The sequence below is a fragment of the Bacillus cereus group sp. MYBK195-1 genome, from assembly GCF_051916605.1.
Classification (GTDB): domain Bacteria; phylum Bacillota; class Bacilli; order Bacillales; family Bacillaceae_G; genus Bacillus_A; species Bacillus_A cereus.
Genome location: NZ_JBQAGZ010000001.1, coordinates 1,220,227 through 1,237,092 on the forward strand (window position 1 = coordinate 1,220,227; position 16,866 = coordinate 1,237,092).

Genomic DNA, 16,866 nt, shown 5'->3' on the forward strand with positions numbered 1-16,866 from the left:
TATTTTTCTGAAATAGTAGCCTAGAGGAATCCTTGTGAGAAAACAAGGATTTTTCTATTGAAAATGGTATATAAAAGAGATAAGATAACTTGCCAAAACTATAGTCGAGGCGTTATTCTATAATAGAAACATATGTTCTGATTTTGGATTAGGAAAGGGGCAAGGAGTTTGGCGAAGCATCAGTTCCAATATAATGAAGATGCGATTCAAGTGTTAGAAGGACTTGAAGCCGTTCGAAAACGCCCGGGTATGTATATCGGGAGCACGGACAGCCGTGGATTGCATCATTTAGTATATGAAATAGTAGATAACTCCGTTGACGAAGCGTTAGCGGGATTTGGCGACGAAATTTCAGTCGTAATACATAAAGATAATAGTATTAGCGTTATAGATAAAGGGCGAGGAATGCCTACGGGAATGCATAAACTTGGGAAACCTACACCTGAAGTTATTTTAACTGTACTTCATGCCGGTGGTAAGTTTGGTCAAGGTGGTTACAAAACGAGTGGTGGTTTGCACGGTGTTGGGGCATCGGTTGTAAATGCCTTATCAGAATGGTTAGTCGTAACGATTAAGCGTGACGGAAATATTTACGAACAACGCTTTGAAAATGGCGGTGTTCCTGTAACGACGCTTGAGAAAATCGGGAAGACGAAAGAGTCTGGTACTACGATGCATTTCAAACCAGATACAACGATTTTCAGTACAACAAATTATAATTATGAAACATTATGTGAGAGATTACGTGAATCTGCATTCTTATTAAAAGGAATGAAAATCTCAATAAAAGATGAACGAAATGATTTAGAGGATGTATTTCATTATGAAACGGGAATTGAAGCTTTCGTTTCATATTTAAACGAAGAAAAAGATTCCATTCATCCAGTTGTATATTTCACTGGTGAACAAAATGGAATTGAAGCAGAACTAGCATTTCAATTTAACGATGGCTACTCAGAAAACATTTTATCGTTTGTAAATAACGTACGTACAAAAGATGGTGGAACACACGAAGCTGGATTTAAAACAGCGATGACGCGTGTGTTTAACGAGTATGCTCGTAAAGTAGCACTATTAAAAGAAAAAGATAAAAACTTAGAAGGCACAGATATTCGTGAAGGTGTAGCGGCTATCGTTTCGGTACGTGTACCAGAAGAAGTGCTTCAGTTTGAAGGGCAAACGAAAGGGAAACTAGGTACAAGTGAAGCGCGTTCTTCAATTGATGCCATTGTATCTGAGCATTTAGCATACTTTTTAGAAGAAAATCCTGATGTAGCTACACTTCTTGTGAGAAAAGCAATTAAAGCAGCACAAGCCCGTGAAGCAGCCCGTAAAGCAAGAGAAGAAGCGCGTAGTGGTAAGAAAAAGAAAAAATCAGAAGGTACGTTAAGCGGGAAATTAACACCTGCACAATCACGTAACCCGCAAAAAAATGAACTGTACCTAGTAGAGGGTGACTCTGCCGGTGGTTCTGCGAAACAAGGACGAGACCGACGTTTCCAGGCCGTATTACCGTTACGTGGTAAAGTAATTAATACAGAAAAAGCAAAGCTTGCTGATATCTTTAAAAATGAAGAGATTAATACAATCATTTATGCGATTGGCGGCGGTGTAGGAAATGAATTTGATGTTGAAGATATTAACTACGATAAAGTTGTAATTATGACCGATGCCGATACGGATGGGGCTCATATTCAAGTATTGTTATTAACGTTCTTCTACAGATATATGAAGCCACTTATCGAAGCTGGTAAAGTATTTATCGCACTTCCTCCTTTATACAAAGTAAGTAAAGGAAAAGGTAAGAGTGAGGTAATTGAATACGCTTGGTCAGATGAGGAATTAGACGGTGTAACGAAAAAAGTTGGAAAAGGCTATATGTTACAACGTTATAAAGGACTTGGTGAAATGAATGCGGATCAATTATGGGAAACAACAATGAATCCTGAAACGCGTACATTAATTCGCGTGAAAATTGATGATGCAGCAAGAGCAGAGCGTCGCGTTACAACGTTAATGGGCGATAAAGTAGAACCGCGCCGTAAATGGATTGAACGTAATGTACAGTTTGGTATGCAAGAAGAAGGAAATATTTTAGAAAATGAAATGATTATGGAGACGGAGGTGGAATAACATGCAAGCAGAGAAGTTTCATGACCTCCCGCTTGAAGACGTGTTAGGTGATCGCTTTGCACGTTATAGTAAATATATTATTCAAGATCGTGCACTTCCAGATGCACGTGATGGTTTAAAGCCAGTACAAAGACGTATTTTATATTCTATGTATGTAGAAGGTAATGTACATGATAAAGCGTTTCGTAAATCAGCTAAAACAGTAGGTAATGTTATCGGTAATTATCATCCACATGGAGATTCCTCTGTATATGAAGCAATGGTACGCTTAAGCCAAACTTGGAAAGTACGTAATGTTTTAGTTGAAATGCATGGTAATAACGGTAGTGTTGATGGGGACCCAGCGGCAGCGATGCGTTATACGGAAGCTCGTTTATCACCAATCGCATCTGAATTATTACGTGATCTTGATAAAGAAACAGTTGAATTCGTGTCAAACTTTGATGATACGAGTGAAGAACCGGTTGTATTACCAGCAGCGTTCCCGAATTTATTAGTGAACGGATCTACAGGGATTTCCGCTGGTTATGCAACAGAAATTCCTCCGCATCATCTTGGAGAAGTTATTGATGCTACAATGATGCGTATTGATAAGCCAAATAGTACTGTTGATGATTTATTAACAGTTATGAAAGGACCAGATTTCCCAACAGGCGGTATTATTCAGGGGATTGATGGTATTAAAAAGGCGTATGAAACAGGTAAAGGTAAAATTATTATTCGCGGAAAAGCAGAAGTTGAAACAGTGCGCGGTGGGAAACAACAAATTGTAATCACTGAAATTCCTTACGAAGTGAATAAGGCAAATCTTGTAAAGAAAATGGATGAATTACGTCTAGATAAAAAGTTAGATGGTATTGCTGAAGTGCGTGATGAGACAGATCGTACTGGTTTACGAATTGTTGTTGAATTAAAGAAAGAAGCAAACGCCGAAGGTATTTTAAATTATTTATATAAAAATACAGATTTACAAATTCCATATAACTTTAATATGGTAGCGATTAATAATCGTCGTCCAACACTTATGACATTACCGAAAATTTTAGATGCTTATATTGGACATCAAAAAGAGGTTATTACGAGACGTTCGCAATATGAATTAAGAAAAGCAGAAAATCGTCAACATATTGTAGAAGGTTTAAAGAAAGCATTATCGATTTTAGACCAAGTAATTGAAACAATTCGAGCTTCAAAAGATAAACGTAACGCGAAAGATAATTTAAGTGCAAAATTTGGCTTTACAGAAGCACAGGCAGAAGCAATTGTTTCCTTGCAATTATATCGCTTAACGAATACAGACATTACGGCGTTACAAGAAGAAGCAGATGAGCTTAATAAGAAAATTATTGAGCTACAGGCAATTTTACAAAGTGAAAAAAGATTACTTCAAGTAATTAAAACAGATTTAAAGAGAGTTAAGAAAACATATAGTGATGATCGACGCGCGATTATTGAAGATCAAATCGAGGAAATTAAAATCGATGTAGAAGTTATGATCCCACAAGAAGATGTCATCGTTACTGTAACGAAAGAGGGATATGTGAAACGTACTGGATGGCGCTCACACAATGCCTCAAACGGCAAAGACTTCGGTATGAAAGAGGGTGACATCTTACTTGAACGATTCGATACGAATACGACAGAGACAGTCCTCTTATTTACGAATAAAGGAAACTATATATATCTGCCAGTATACGAAATGCCAGATATTCGTTGGAAAGATTTAGGTCAGCACGTTGCTAATATCGTTTCACTCGACCGGGATGAAACAATCATTTGGGCAACGGTTGTACAGAACTTTGAGGAAGAAAAACGATTTATCGTATTTGTAACAAGAAATGGTATGATAAAGAAAACAGAATTAAATCAATATAAAGTTCAGCGTTATTCAAGGGCATTCGTTGCTGTAAACTTGAAAAAAGATGATGAAGTTGTCGATATATTTGCGACAGATGGAACTAGTGATATCGTTCTTGCTACACACGGTGCATATGCACTTATTTTCCATGAAGATGAAGTAAGTCCAGTCGGTGTAAGAGCTGCTGGCGTGAAAGCAATTAATTTAAAAGAAGATGACTATGTCGCTTCTGGTAAACCGTTAAATGGTGACAAAGATCAACTTATTCTCGTAACACAGCGCGGTGCTGTAAAACGTCTAAAAGCATCAGAAATTGAAAAATCAACGAGGGCGAAACGAGGTCTTGTTATTTTCAAAGAATTAAAACGTAATCCGTACCGCATTGTCGGTATTGAAATTGTTCGGGACGATGAATTAGTTTACATGAAGACAGAGAAAAACGTTGTAGAAGAGATTGATCCGAAAGCGTATCGAAATAAAGACCGGTATAGTAATGGTAGCCTAGTGCTAGATGTTAATGATACTGGTGAAGTAGTAGAAACGTGGACGAAGAAAAGACCAGAATAAAGAGGGCATCTTGCTATGAATAATAGCAAGATGCTTTTTTCTAGGCAATTTATTATGTAAATAATAATAATCTTGTTATAATAACTGAATGAAATCGTTCTCATAAAGTGAAACTTTAATCAATGGGGATTTTCTTTATCCACACTGATTATTAGTTGAACCAATCGGGCTTTAACAAGCAGTTGATTTCTCACCTAATTCCTTAGCTTTCGCTGAATTTTTGGTTAGGAATCTTACTGCCTGTTAAAGCGGGACAAATGGAGGGGCAACATGAAAAAAATAGGTGTAGGGATTGTAGGATTTGGTTTTTCTAGTACGACATTTCATATCCCACTATTGCAAACGATAGAAGAATATGATATTCGTGCTGTATTATCCTCAAAAGAAGAGGTAGTAAAAGAAACATTACCAAATGCTAATGTTGTTAGTACAATTGATGAATTGGTGAAGCGAGCTGATGTTGACTTAGTTGTTATTACATCACCTAATACAACTCATTTTCCATATGTAAAAGAAGCAATTTTAAACGGTAAGCATGTTGTTGTAGAAAAACCATTTGTTGTCTCAATTGAAGAAGGGGAAAAGCTTATTTCATTAGCAGAGCAGCATAATGTAATGTTAAGCGTATATCATAATCGTCGTTTTGATAATGATTTCTTAACAATTAAGAAATTGTTAGGAGAAAACAGAGTAGGGAATGTATACGCATATGAATCGAATTTTGATCGTTTCCGTCCACATGTACGTGATCGATGGAGAGAAAAAAATCTACCAGGCTCCGGTATATTATACGATTTAGGATCGCATTTAATTGACCAAGCGTTATCAATATTCGGGAAACCAGATGCGATAAGTGCAGATGTAATAAAACAACGACCAGGTGCAGAGGTGGATGATTATTTCCACATAGTACTTCATTACGGAGTTAAACGTGTCATTTTACGTAGTAGCAGTTATGTGAAAAAAGCTGGACCGCATTTTATAGTGCATGGAGAGAAAGGTTCTATCGTGAAGTACGGTATGGATTCGCAGGAAGAGCAATTAAAAAATGGAATGAAGCCAGGTGATAACGGTTATGGAGTAGACGATGAAGAGAATTTTGCTACTTTAGAAACAGAAGAAAACTTAGAGCGTATTCCAACAGAAGTCGGTTGTTATGACAATTATTATAAAGGTGTGCGAGATAGTATATTAAATGGTGAGAAACTACCTGTAACAGCAAAAGAAGGTTTAGATGTTATTAAACTGATTCAATTAGCGATTGAAAGCAGTGAAAAAGGTAGAGTCATTTCTATAAAATAAAAAGACACGAAATTCGTGTCTTTTTTATTTTTGTGGAACAGAAAGACCATAGAAGAACATAGTGACTATATCTTGTATATGTTTTTCGCGATTTCCTTCAAGAAGTTGTGCCCCAAAATCATCACCTAATTTAGTAAACATTTGAATGTAAAGTAACATCATTTCTTTAGTAAGGTGTGGATTAATTTCGTTTTTACGCTGAGCTCGTTCTAATATTTCTAAATACCAGGGCAAGATTTTTTCATTTTGATAACTATAAATAAACTTTCGGAGTTCTTCGTCCCTTTGCATCATTTGCAGTAACATATCAGGTTGAAATAACCCGCCAGTATTCATTTTTCTTACAATCATTTTTTGCATCATATCATGAAAAGGTAATTTTTCTTCTGCAAGATCTTTATAATATTGAAATTCAGATATGATAAATTCTTGTATAAGCTCCCTAAATAACGCATCTTTACTTCCGAAATGATTATAAATTGTAACTTGAGAAACGTTGGCTTCTTTTGCGATATGTTCTATTTTCACTTCATTAAATCCACGTTCTGAAAATAATACGAATGCTGCTTCTTTAATGGCACGTTTTTTCTTTTCTTTTACTCTTTCAAAGCCGTTCAATGCAATCACCTCACTTAAAATATACAAGAAAAAATAATGGAAAACAATAATTTTGAAATATGAACTAATAAATATTTCAAAAAGTTGTTGCGAATATGGAAGATGAGGAGTACAATAATTTTGAAATATCACATATTAAATATTTCAAAAAATGAGGTGGAATTATGATTTCAGTTCAAGATGTCACAAAACAGTTTTCGAATGGAAAAGGTTTGTTTCATATTACATTTGATGTAAAAAAGGGAGAAGTATTTGGTTATTTAGGCCCAAATGGTGCTGGAAAATCAACGACGATTCGTAATTTAATGGGATTTATAAAACCGACAGCTGGTAAAGCGACAATTTTTGGATTAGATTGTTGGAATGAAGCAGCGAAAATTCAAAGGGAAGTTGGTTATCTACCGGGTGAAATTTCTTTTATTGAAGGAATGAACGGATTAGAGTTTTTAAAATTAATGCAAGGAATGCGTGGATTAAAGGATACAAAAAGACGAGATGAACTAATAGAGCGTCTGCAATTTGATGTGAAAACACAGATTCGCAAAATGTCTAAAGGAATGAAGCAAAAAGTAGGGATAGTCGCTGCATTTATGCACGATCCAGAGGTGTTAATTTTAGATGAGCCAACATCTGGACTTGATCCACTTATGCAGCAAGTGTTTATAGATTTAATATTAGAGGAAAAGCAAAGAGGAAAAACAATTCTTATGTCTTCGCATATTTTCACTGAAATTGAGAGAACTTGTGACAGAGTAGCTATTATTAAAGATGGTCGACTCGTAACGGTTGAAAATATTCACGATTTACAAAGTATGAGAAGACAGGTGATAGATGTAACAGTATCATCACAAGAAGAGATTGAGTCTCTTACAAAGTGTAATTTGCAATTTGAAGCGGTAAAAGGCAGAGAGGCATCTATCATTGTACAAGGAAACTATCAAACTGTTTTACAAACACTTTCAAACTACAATGTAACGGCACTTCAAACGAGAGCGATGGATTTAGAACATTTATTTATGCATTATTACGATAAGAAAGAAGGAATAACGCATGAATAAGCAATTATTTTTAGCTAGTTTGAAAGAAACACAAAAAAGTATTTTGAGTTATGCGTCTGGTGCAGCTTTATATCTGTGGTTATTAATTTGGATATTCCCGTCAATGGTATCAGCAAAAGGGCTAAATGAATTAATAGGTGCCATGCCTGATAGTGTGAAAAAAATCGTTGGTATGGAAAGTCCGATTCAAAACGTAATGGATTTTCTAGCGGGCGAATACTATAGTCTATTGTTTATTATCATTTTAACAATTTTTTGCGTAACAGTTGCGACACATTTAATTGCTCGTCATGTAGATAAAGGAGCAATGGCATACTTGCTAGCAACGCCTGTATCTAGAGTACGAATCGCAATTACGCAAGCGGCTATTCTTATATTAGGACTACTGATTATTGTAGCGGTTACGTATGTAGCGGGTATAGTAGGTGCTGAATGGTTTTTAGAGGATAATAACTTAAATAAAGAATTATTTTTGAAGATAAATGTAGTCGGAGGACTCATATTTTTAGTCGTTAGTGCCTATTCATTTTTCTTTTCTTGTATATGTAATGACGAAAGAAAAGCACTAAGTTATTCAGCGAGTTTAACTATCTTATTTTTCGTATTGGATATGGTAGGGAAGTTAAGTGATAAGTTAGAATGGATGAAAAACCTATCATTATTCACGCTGTTTCGTCCGAAAGAAATTGCTGAAGGATCATATAATATATGGCCGGTAAGTATAAGTTTAACTGCTGTAGCGCTTTGTATTTTTATCGTAGCGATTGTAGTATTTAGGAAGAGGGATTTACCGTTATAGAGTAGAAAGTCCACTGAGAAAGTGGGCTTTTTTTATTTGTAAATTTAAACTAGTATGTTTATTGCATCCTTATAAAGGATATTTATCTTTTCAATTAAAAAAATATTCAAAAAAGTGAACCTTTTTCTAGGTTCATACGTCTAATATATGTAAAGTTAAATTGGAAGTGATGAAGTGAGGATGAAACAGGAGGAGCGATTGTGAAAGTAATCCCTTTATATAAAATGATTATAAAAGAAGAAACGGATGTTTCTTTAGCGAAAAAAGGTGATCATGAAGCCTTTATAGCGCTTATACATACAGAAAAAGTGAAGATGTATCGAATAGCAAAGGCGATGTTACGTGATGAGACAAATATAGAGGATGCGATACAGACAACAATTTTAAAAGCCTATGAAAATATAAAAAAATTAAAAAAAGAAGAATTTTTTCAAACTTGGTTAATTCGAATACTAATAAATGAGTGTAACAATATTATTAGAGCGTATAAAAATGTAATTGTGACAGAAGAGAATGATTACAATATGAGTGCGTGTGATCAGTATGAAGATATAGATTTGTGTAATGCGATTCAATCGTTACATGAAGAATTAAGAGCTGTTACGGTGCTTTATTACTATGAAGACATGAATCAAGAGAGTATAGCAAAGCTGTTAGAAATACCGAAAGGAACAGTGAAATCAAGATTGTCACGCGCGAGGGAACAACTACAAAAACGATTAAAGATGGAATAGGGGGTGTAAAGGATGGATAATGAAAAATTATTTGATGAGAAATTAAAAAAGAGAATAAAAGATGAAAATGTTATAGTACCTCCAGAGTTAAATGAAAAGATTAATGGTACGCTACATAATCTTAAGGTAAAAAAGAAGAGTTACAAAATTCATATGATGATAATTAGTGCAGCGGTTTGTATACTTTCAGTGGTATCTATGTCTGAGTTTTCTATACAAAGTTTTGCGCAAAATGGTGGAGTATTTGAATATGTAAAGAAAAAAGCGTTTTCTGATTATGAAAATGAAGAAGAAATAAAATCGAATGTACATTATCCAGATAAAGAAAAGATTCATCAAAAAATGCTAGATTCTATTGATTATTTTAAAAATATTTCAGGACAATTTGAGGAATATTCTAGCTCATCAAGAATTGCTACAACATATAAGTATGCGATTGATACGGAGAAACAAAGAGGTATCTCTTCGAAAGAAGATAAACTAGCGAAAAAACGAACAATTATATATAACGAGGGCAAGAAAAAAGAGTTTGATGATGAGAAGTATACCTATAAAGAGACAAAATGGAACCCAAAAGAAAGAAACAATGAACTATTAAAATTAAATCCTACGGAAAGGTTAGTGAGAAAATCAGATGAGAAAAAGAGATATGATGATGAATATGTAGGGCTAGCTAAATATAGTATTCAATCAGAATTCGCAGATTTGTTAATTCGATATAAAGATTGGAATTATAAAGAAACGAAATATCTTGGATTAGATTGTTACAAAATTGAAGGAGTTATCAACATAGAGATGCCTGTTAGCACCTCTGAAGATTTAAGAGGGAAATTCGAAATGGTTGTGGAGAAAAATACAGGGATTATGTTGAAATTTCTTAGTTTTCAAGAAGGCTTGATTCAATATTCAGTTACGACTGAATGGATACAAATAGATAAGGGATTGAAAGAAAGTATGTTTCAAAAGGATAGCGCTAAATATGAAAAAATGAAAAACATATTGGGTGAATAGAAACAGGAGGAGAGTAAATGGGGAATCATTCATCTTTAAGAGAAGAGAAAAATAAGCAAAAATATAAAAAGAAAAAGATAATAAGTTTACTACTGGCGGTATTACTATTTGGTGGAATTGGCTATGGAGCCTATGTATATATGAAAACTTCTAGTCTCGTACAAAAATCTAATTTGAATTTAGCACGAGGCGAAAAATCCAATTTACGTGAGAAATCTGTAAAGCCAATTGCAAATCATGTTTCACTTTTAATTATGGGAATTGATGAAAATCAAGAACGACAAAAGGAATATAATGGTGCATTTCATACAGACGCATTATTGTTAGCGACTTTTAATAAAGATGATAAAACAGTGAAATTAACGAGTATACCGCGTGATACATATACATATGTTCCAGTTGAAAAGAAAAAAGATAAAATAACCCATGCATATGGAAGTGGTTTCGTTAAAAATGGTAAAGATGGAGGACCGCAAGCTTCTGTGGAAGCGGTAGAAAAATTGTTACAGGTGCCTGTTGATTATTTTGTGAAATTTAATTTTGGTTCCTTTACTAAAATTGTTGATGGGTTAGATGGTATTGAAGTGGATGTCCCAGTTGAATTTACGGAGCAAAATAGTAAAGATGAACCTGAAGCGATTCATTTGAAAAAAGGATTACAAAAATTAAATGGGGAAGAAGCACTTGCACTAGCAAGAACGCGCCATATTGATAGTGATGCAATGAGAGGACAACGCCAACAACTTGTTATTGAAGCGATTTTAAGTAAATTAAAAAGTGTAGGATCGATTGCGAAGTTAGAAAAAATAGTTGAGGCGGTTGATGGTGATTTTAAAACAAATTTAGTAATGGATGATATTTTATCTTTTTATAAATACGGTTTAAACGGTTCAGTTGAAAAAATACAATTAGCTGGTGATGATTTATACTTACCTAATGGCCCAAACGGGCAACGTGTATATTATTATAATCCTAATAAAAAAGATCTACAGAGTTTGAGTAATACTCTTAGAACACATCTAGGATTAAGTGAAAAGCAAATTGAGGAGAATTAAAGCAGACGAAATGTCTGCTTTTTTATTTTTGTCTAATGGTATGACATTTAGTTTTTAATGTTATATACTATTTTAAAATTTTAGTTAATAGTGTAACATAATGGTAGGGTTCAAGTTAAGTAGCAAGGGGGCTACCATATAGAATAAATGTTATTGCTTAAAATAGTTTGGGAGAAATGAAAATACAGGGGAGTAGCAAAAATGAGAATTGCAAAGAATTTAACATTCCAAGTTATTGTGGCCATTATTTGTGGTATTGCAGTAGGGGCAATTTGGCCGAGTGTTGGACAACAAATGAAGCCAATTGGTGAAACATTCATCAATATGATTAAAATGGTTATTGCACCGATTATCTTTTTAACAATTGTACTCGGTATTGCAAGTATGGGAAGTATGAAAAAGGTAGGCCGTGTTGGTGGGAAGGCACTACTATATTTTGAAATTGTTACAACAGCTGCTTTAATTATTGGTATCATCGTAGCAAATGTTGTGCGTCCCGGAGATGGATTAGATCCCTCAAAACTAAAAGGCGGAGATGTTTCACAATATGTACAAAGCGGGCAAGAAATGAAATGGATGGATTTCTTTTTACATATTGTGCCGTCTAACATGTTTGAAGCATTTGCAAAAGGTGATATTTTACAAGTGTTATTCTTCTCCATTTTATTCGGCGCAGGATTAACGATGTTAGGGAAAAATGGACAACCGGTTATTGATTTTTTTGAAAGATTATCGAAAGTATTTTTTAACATTTTATCAATTGTAATGAAATTAGCACCGGTTGGAGCATTCGGTGGGATGGCATTTACAATTGGGAAGTATGGTTTAAGCACGCTCATACCACTTGGCAAATTAATGATTTGTGTATATGCGACAATGGCATTATTTGTTTTTATTGTTTTAAATTTTATTTGTAAACTGTATAAATTTAGTTTGTGGAAATATTTAGCGCATATTAAAGAAGAATTACTTATTGTTCTCGGGACATCATCGTCAGAATCAGTACTGCCGCGAATGATGACAAAGATGGAAGACTTCGGGTGTTCGAAACCGGTAGTAGGTTTAGTCATTCCAACAGGCTATTCTTTTAACTTAGATGGAACAACAATTTATTTATCGATGGCTACTATATTTTTAGCACAAGTTTTCCACGTCGATCTTTCACTAGGTCAACAATTAACAATAATAGCTATTTTATTAGTTACATCTAAAGGAGCAGCAGCAGTAACCGGCGGGGGATTCATTGTACTAGCATCTACTCTATCTGCAATGAATGTTATCCCATTAGAAGGTTTAGCGTTATTACTTGGTGTAGATCGTTTCATGTCAGAAGCACGTGCTATCGTTAATTTAATTGGTAACGGTATTGCAACTGTAGTTGTTGCAAAAAGTGAAAATGAATTTGATGATGAGAAGTATACGAGAGTAGTAGAGGAAATGAAACGAGAAAAAATGGCCAGGTAAAAAGTCAGCTTTGCTGACTTTTTTATTTTTGTAGAAAAGATGTTTTTAGATATATGCATTATTTATTAGCAATAATTAACAAGTATTCAAGCGGTAAATGAGATCGAAGTGATTAAAACAACGAATGTGTATGAATGCAAAATAAGGTTTGAACAACATATGGAATTTTTATGAATATTACTGTAAAAAAATAATTTTTTAAAAATTTTCAATAATAATACTTTACAAAAATTAAAAAATTAGTAGAATAAGAATTAGTAAGAATCGTCTGATAAATATATAGAGAAAAACAGAATTATCAGAAAATTCTTTAATAGCTATCGTTAAGAATTAGGGAGGGTACAAAATGAAAAAGAAACAAATGAAAAAACTAACAGCAGTTGTAGTACCGGTTTTAGCAATGAGCATGGCACTAACAGCATGTTCTACATCAGGCGGAGATAAAAAGACAAGCACAAACTCAAGTGGAGATAGCAAGTCAGAGGGAAAATTAGCGGCAAAACAAGTGTTGAATCGAACAGTAAACCAAGAGATTCCAACGATGGATTCTTCTAAATCAACAGATACAGTATCTTCACAAATGCTAGGGAATACGATGGAAGGATTATATCGTCTTGATAAAGATAATAAGCCTATTCCAGCTGCAGCAGAATCTAGCACGAAAAGTGAAGATGGTAAAAAATATACATTTAAACTACGTAAAGATGCAAAATGGTCAAATGGAGATCCAGTAACGGCGAAAGATTTCGTATATGCTTGGCAACGTCTATTAGATCCAAAAACAGCTGCTGAGTATGCATTTATCGCATTCCCGATTAAAAATGCAGAAGTAGTAAATAAAGGAGAAAAACCTGTAACTGAATTAGGAGTAAAAGCAGTAGATGATCTTACGCTTGAAGTTGAGTTAGAGCAAGCAGTACCGTACTTCTTAAACTTAGTAGCATTCCCATCATATTATCCATTAAACGAAAAGTTCGTTAAAGAAAAGGGCGAGAAGTTCGGTATAGAGTCTGATACAACAGTTTATAATGGACCGTTCGTTCTTAAAGATTGGAAGCATGAACAAGGATGGCAATTAAAGAAAAATGATCAATATTGGGATAAAAAGACTGTAAAACTTGAAGAAGTTAACTTCAGTGTTGTTAAAGAACCAGCAACTCTTATCAATTTATATGATAGCGGTCAAGTTGACTTTGCTTTATTAACTGGAGAGTTCGTAGATAAATACAGAAATAAGAAAGATGAATTCGGAACATATTCACAAGTGAGTACGTATTTCATTCGTATGAACCAAAAACGTGATGGACAAGATACACCATTAAAGAGTAAAAAGTTACGTGAAGCAATTGCACTATCAGTTGATAAAAAGAATTTAGCAAACGTAATTTTAAATGATGGATCAAAAGAAGCTGACTTCTTAGTACCAAAAGGTTTAGCAACTGGACCAGACGGTAAAGACTTCCAAGAAACGTTTAAAAATGGTTTAAAACCAAATGCTAAAAAAGCTGCTGCAGCTTGGGAAGAAGCGAAAAAAGAGCTAGGTAAAGACCAAGTTACAATTGAATTCTTAAACTATGATACTGGTAATGCGAAAAAAGTTGGAGAATATATTAAGGACCAAATTGAGAAGAACTTAAAAGGTGTAACAGTTAACATTAAACTTCAGCCATTTAAGCAAAAACTAAAATTAGAAACTGAACAACAATATGATATTTCGTATGGCGGATGGAATCCGGATTATGCAGATCCAATGACGTTCTTAGATATGTTTGAGACTGGACATTCTCATAACCAAATGAGCTTCTCTGATCCTAAATATGACGGCATGGTGAAAAAAGCTGGAACGGAATTAATGAGCGATGCAAAGAAACGTTGGGAAGAGTTAGGAAAAGCTGAAAAAACATTACTTGAAGAAGATGTAGCGATTGTACCTTTATATCAACGTGGAGATTCTTATGTTTTACAACCAAATGTAAAAGGTGTAGTAAAACATAATATCAGTCCAGAATTTAGCTTTAAGTGGGCATATGTAACTGAAAAATAATAGAGTTGAAAAAGCATTTAAAAGTGGCTTAGCTACTTTTAAATGCTTTTTTTGTGAGCTTAAAATACTAATTTTTAGTGTGGTTAAATAGAGGCGAATAAGGTGTATAGTATATACATATAGTAGATGGGGGATAAATCCTACTAAATTAAAAAAATCAGAATATTTAAAATTAAACTATTTACAAATACGAAAAAAAGAGTAGAATAACATTAGTTGTAATTTTCTGAAAAAATAATCTTTAGTAAGGGGTCTCTCAAGGGTTGGTAATGTACATATAATTAGGGAGGGTACAAAAATGAAGAGAAAAAAGATGAAAAAGTTAACGGCAGTTGTAGTACCAGTTTTAGCGATGAGTGTTGCATTGACAGCATGTTCTGGGTCAGGTGGGGAAAAGAAAACGACTACTACATCAAATAGTGGGGAAGAAAAAAAATCTGATATTAAATATGCAGCGAAACAAGTATTAAATCGTACGGAAAACCAAGAAATTCCGACGATGGATACTTCTAAATCTACTGATACATTAGGTTCGCAAATTTTAGGGAACACGATGGAAGGCCTATATCGCCTTGATAAAGATAATAAGCCAATTCCTGCTGCGGCAGAGTCTAGTACGAAAAGTGAAGATGGTAAAAAGTATACGTTTAAACTGCGAAAAGATGCAAAATGGTCAAATGGTGATCCTGTAACAGCGAAAGATTTCGTTTTTGCATGGAAGCGCTTACTCGATAAGAATACTGCGGCAGAATATGCATTTATTGCTTACTATATTAAAAATGCAGAAGCAATTAATAAAGGAGAAAAACCTGTAACTGAATTAGGGGCGAAGGCGGTAGATGATTACACGCTAGAAGTAGAATTAGAAAAACCGGTACCGTATTTCTTAAATTTATTAGCATTCCCATCATACTATCCATTAAATGAAAAATTCGTAAAAGAAAAAGGTGATAAGTACGGTTTAGAAGCAGATACAACTGTGTATAATGGTCCATTCGTTATGTCTTCATGGAAACATGAACAAGGTTGGCAGCTGAAGAAAAATGATAAGTACTGGGATAAAAAGACTGTGAAATTAGAAGAAATTAACTATAGTGTAGTAAAAGAGGTTGCAACGAAAGTAAACTTATATGATACAGGATCAATTGATTTTACATTACTATCAGGAGAGTTTGTAGATAAATATAAATCGAACAAAGAAGAATATGGTGAGTATGCGGAATCAAGTACATTCTTCTTACGTTTAAATCAAAAACGTAACGGACAAGATACGCCTTTAAAGAGCAAAAAACTTCGTGAAGCAATTGCATTATCAGTTGATAAAAAAGGATTGGCAAATGTAATTTTAAATAATGGTTCAAAAGCAACAGATCAATTGGTTCCAAAAGGACTTGCGACAGGGCCAGATGGTAAAGATTATCAAGATACATTTAAAAATGGTCTGAAATATAATCCGAAAAAAGGAGCAGCAGCGTGGGAAGAAGCGAAAAAAGAACTTGGAAAAGATCAAGTTACAATTGAATTGCTAAGCTATGATGATGGAACTGCGAAAAAGATTGCTGACTATGTAAAAGATCAAATTGAGAAAAATTTAAAAGGTGTAACGATTAATACGAAAATTCAGCCGTTCAAACAAAAATTAAAATTAGAAACTGCGCAAGATTATGAAATTTCTTATGCAGGTTGGAGTCCAGACTATGCGGATCCAATGACATTTATTGATATGTTTGAATCGAAGAGCCCGTACAACCAAATGAGTTATTCAAATCCAAAATACGATGAAATGGTAGGAAAAGCAGGTAATGAATTAATGAGTGATGCGAAAAAACGCTGGGAAACGTTAGGGAAAGCTGAAAAATTATTCCTTGAAGAAGATGCAGGGTTAGTTCCTTTATATCAAACAGGAAGATCGTATGTAATGAAACCGAATGTAAAAGGAATTGTGAAACATAACATCAGTCCAGAATATAGCTTTAAGTGGGCGTATGTAACTGAGGATGGCGGAAAAAAATAAAGTGAAAGCATTTCAAAAGTGGCTGAGCTGCTTTTGAAATGCTTTTTAGTATGTATAAGGGAATAAATCTCGTTAGCCTATTGAGAATCGGGTAGGTAATTAGGAAGGTTCTATCGGAGGAATTTAGAGAGGTCAGTAAGTAGTAAGACAGATGATAGTAAGAGACCTCATGCTAATAAGAAAAATATAGAACGTAGTAATAGATTGGA

12 protein-coding genes are annotated in these 16,866 nt (G+C 34.2%); 11 read left to right on the plus strand and 1 reads right to left on the minus strand.

The genetic code is table 11. The features are described 5' to 3' along the window. Positions 1–168: 168 nt before the first annotated feature. The 3 genes from parE to ACTFRY_RS06560 all read left to right on the plus strand — a co-directional run bounded on the left by parE (position 169) and on the right by ACTFRY_RS06560 (position 5,860). Positions 169–2,133, plus strand: a complete 1,965-nt coding sequence (gene parE, locus ACTFRY_RS06550; protein WP_001062202.1) for a DNA topoisomerase IV subunit B — start codon at positions 169–171, stop codon at positions 2,131–2,133. 1 nt (position 2,134) lies between these two features. Continuing rightward, positions 2,135–4,558, plus strand: coding sequence for a DNA topoisomerase IV subunit A (gene parC, locus ACTFRY_RS06555; protein ID WP_098536437.1), 2,424 nt, complete (start codon positions 2,135–2,137; stop codon positions 4,556–4,558). A gap of 270 nt (positions 4,559–4,828) precedes the next feature. After that, positions 4,829–5,860 carry an oxidoreductase gene (locus ACTFRY_RS06560; RefSeq protein ID WP_000719773.1) on the plus strand — a complete coding sequence of 344 codons (1,032 nt, stop codon included), beginning with the start codon at positions 4,829–4,831 and terminating at the stop codon, positions 5,858–5,860. 24 nt (positions 5,861–5,884) lie between these two features. Here the strand turns inward: ACTFRY_RS06560 and ACTFRY_RS06565 are convergent, their stop codons facing one another. Next, positions 5,885–6,487, minus strand: a complete 603-nt coding sequence (locus tag ACTFRY_RS06565; RefSeq protein ID WP_118043338.1) for a TetR/AcrR family transcriptional regulator — start codon at positions 6,485–6,487, stop codon at positions 5,885–5,887. Between the two features lie 155 nt (positions 6,488–6,642). Here ACTFRY_RS06565 and ACTFRY_RS06570 point away from each other — a divergent pair, with 155 nt between their 5' ends. The 8 genes from ACTFRY_RS06570 (at position 6,643) to ACTFRY_RS06605 (ending at position 16,657) form a co-directional block, all read left to right on the plus strand. Then, a complete protein-coding gene (locus tag ACTFRY_RS06570; RefSeq protein ID WP_000626582.1) occupies positions 6,643–7,536 on the plus strand; it encodes an ABC transporter ATP-binding protein in 894 nt (297 codons plus the stop codon). After that, a complete protein-coding gene (locus ACTFRY_RS06575) occupies positions 7,529–8,335 on the plus strand; it encodes an ABC transporter permease subunit (RefSeq protein ID WP_001041436.1) in 807 nt (268 codons plus the stop codon). The genes ACTFRY_RS06570 and ACTFRY_RS06575 overlap by 8 nt, the downstream gene beginning before the upstream one ends. A 200-nt stretch (positions 8,336–8,535) precedes the next feature. Continuing rightward, positions 8,536–9,069, plus strand: a complete 534-nt coding sequence (locus ACTFRY_RS06580; RefSeq protein ID WP_000864723.1) for an RNA polymerase sigma factor — start codon at positions 8,536–8,538, stop codon at positions 9,067–9,069. 12 nt (positions 9,070–9,081) lie between these two features. Further along, positions 9,082–10,080 carry an anti-sigma factor gene (locus tag ACTFRY_RS06585; protein WP_098617163.1) on the plus strand — a complete coding sequence of 333 codons (999 nt, stop codon included), beginning with the start codon at positions 9,082–9,084 and terminating at the stop codon, positions 10,078–10,080. Between the two features lie 17 nt (positions 10,081–10,097). Beyond that, on the plus strand, positions 10,098–11,135 hold the full coding sequence (locus ACTFRY_RS06590) for an LCP family protein (RefSeq protein ID WP_016118453.1): 1,038 nt from the start codon (positions 10,098–10,100) through the stop codon (positions 11,133–11,135). Positions 11,136–11,336: 201 nt separating this feature from the next. Then, positions 11,337–12,599, plus strand: a complete 1,263-nt coding sequence (locus ACTFRY_RS06595; RefSeq protein WP_001216971.1) for a dicarboxylate/amino acid:cation symporter — start codon at positions 11,337–11,339, stop codon at positions 12,597–12,599. 346 nt (positions 12,600–12,945) lie between these two features. Further along, positions 12,946–14,643, plus strand: a complete 1,698-nt coding sequence (locus tag ACTFRY_RS06600) for a peptide ABC transporter substrate-binding protein (RefSeq protein WP_086391345.1) — start codon at positions 12,946–12,948, stop codon at positions 14,641–14,643. Positions 14,644–14,941: 298 nt separating this feature from the next. Then, entirely contained in the window at positions 14,942–16,657 is a 1,716-nt protein-coding gene (locus tag ACTFRY_RS06605; RefSeq protein ID WP_000823472.1) for a peptide ABC transporter substrate-binding protein, read from the plus strand. Positions 16,658–16,866 lie beyond the last annotated feature (209 nt).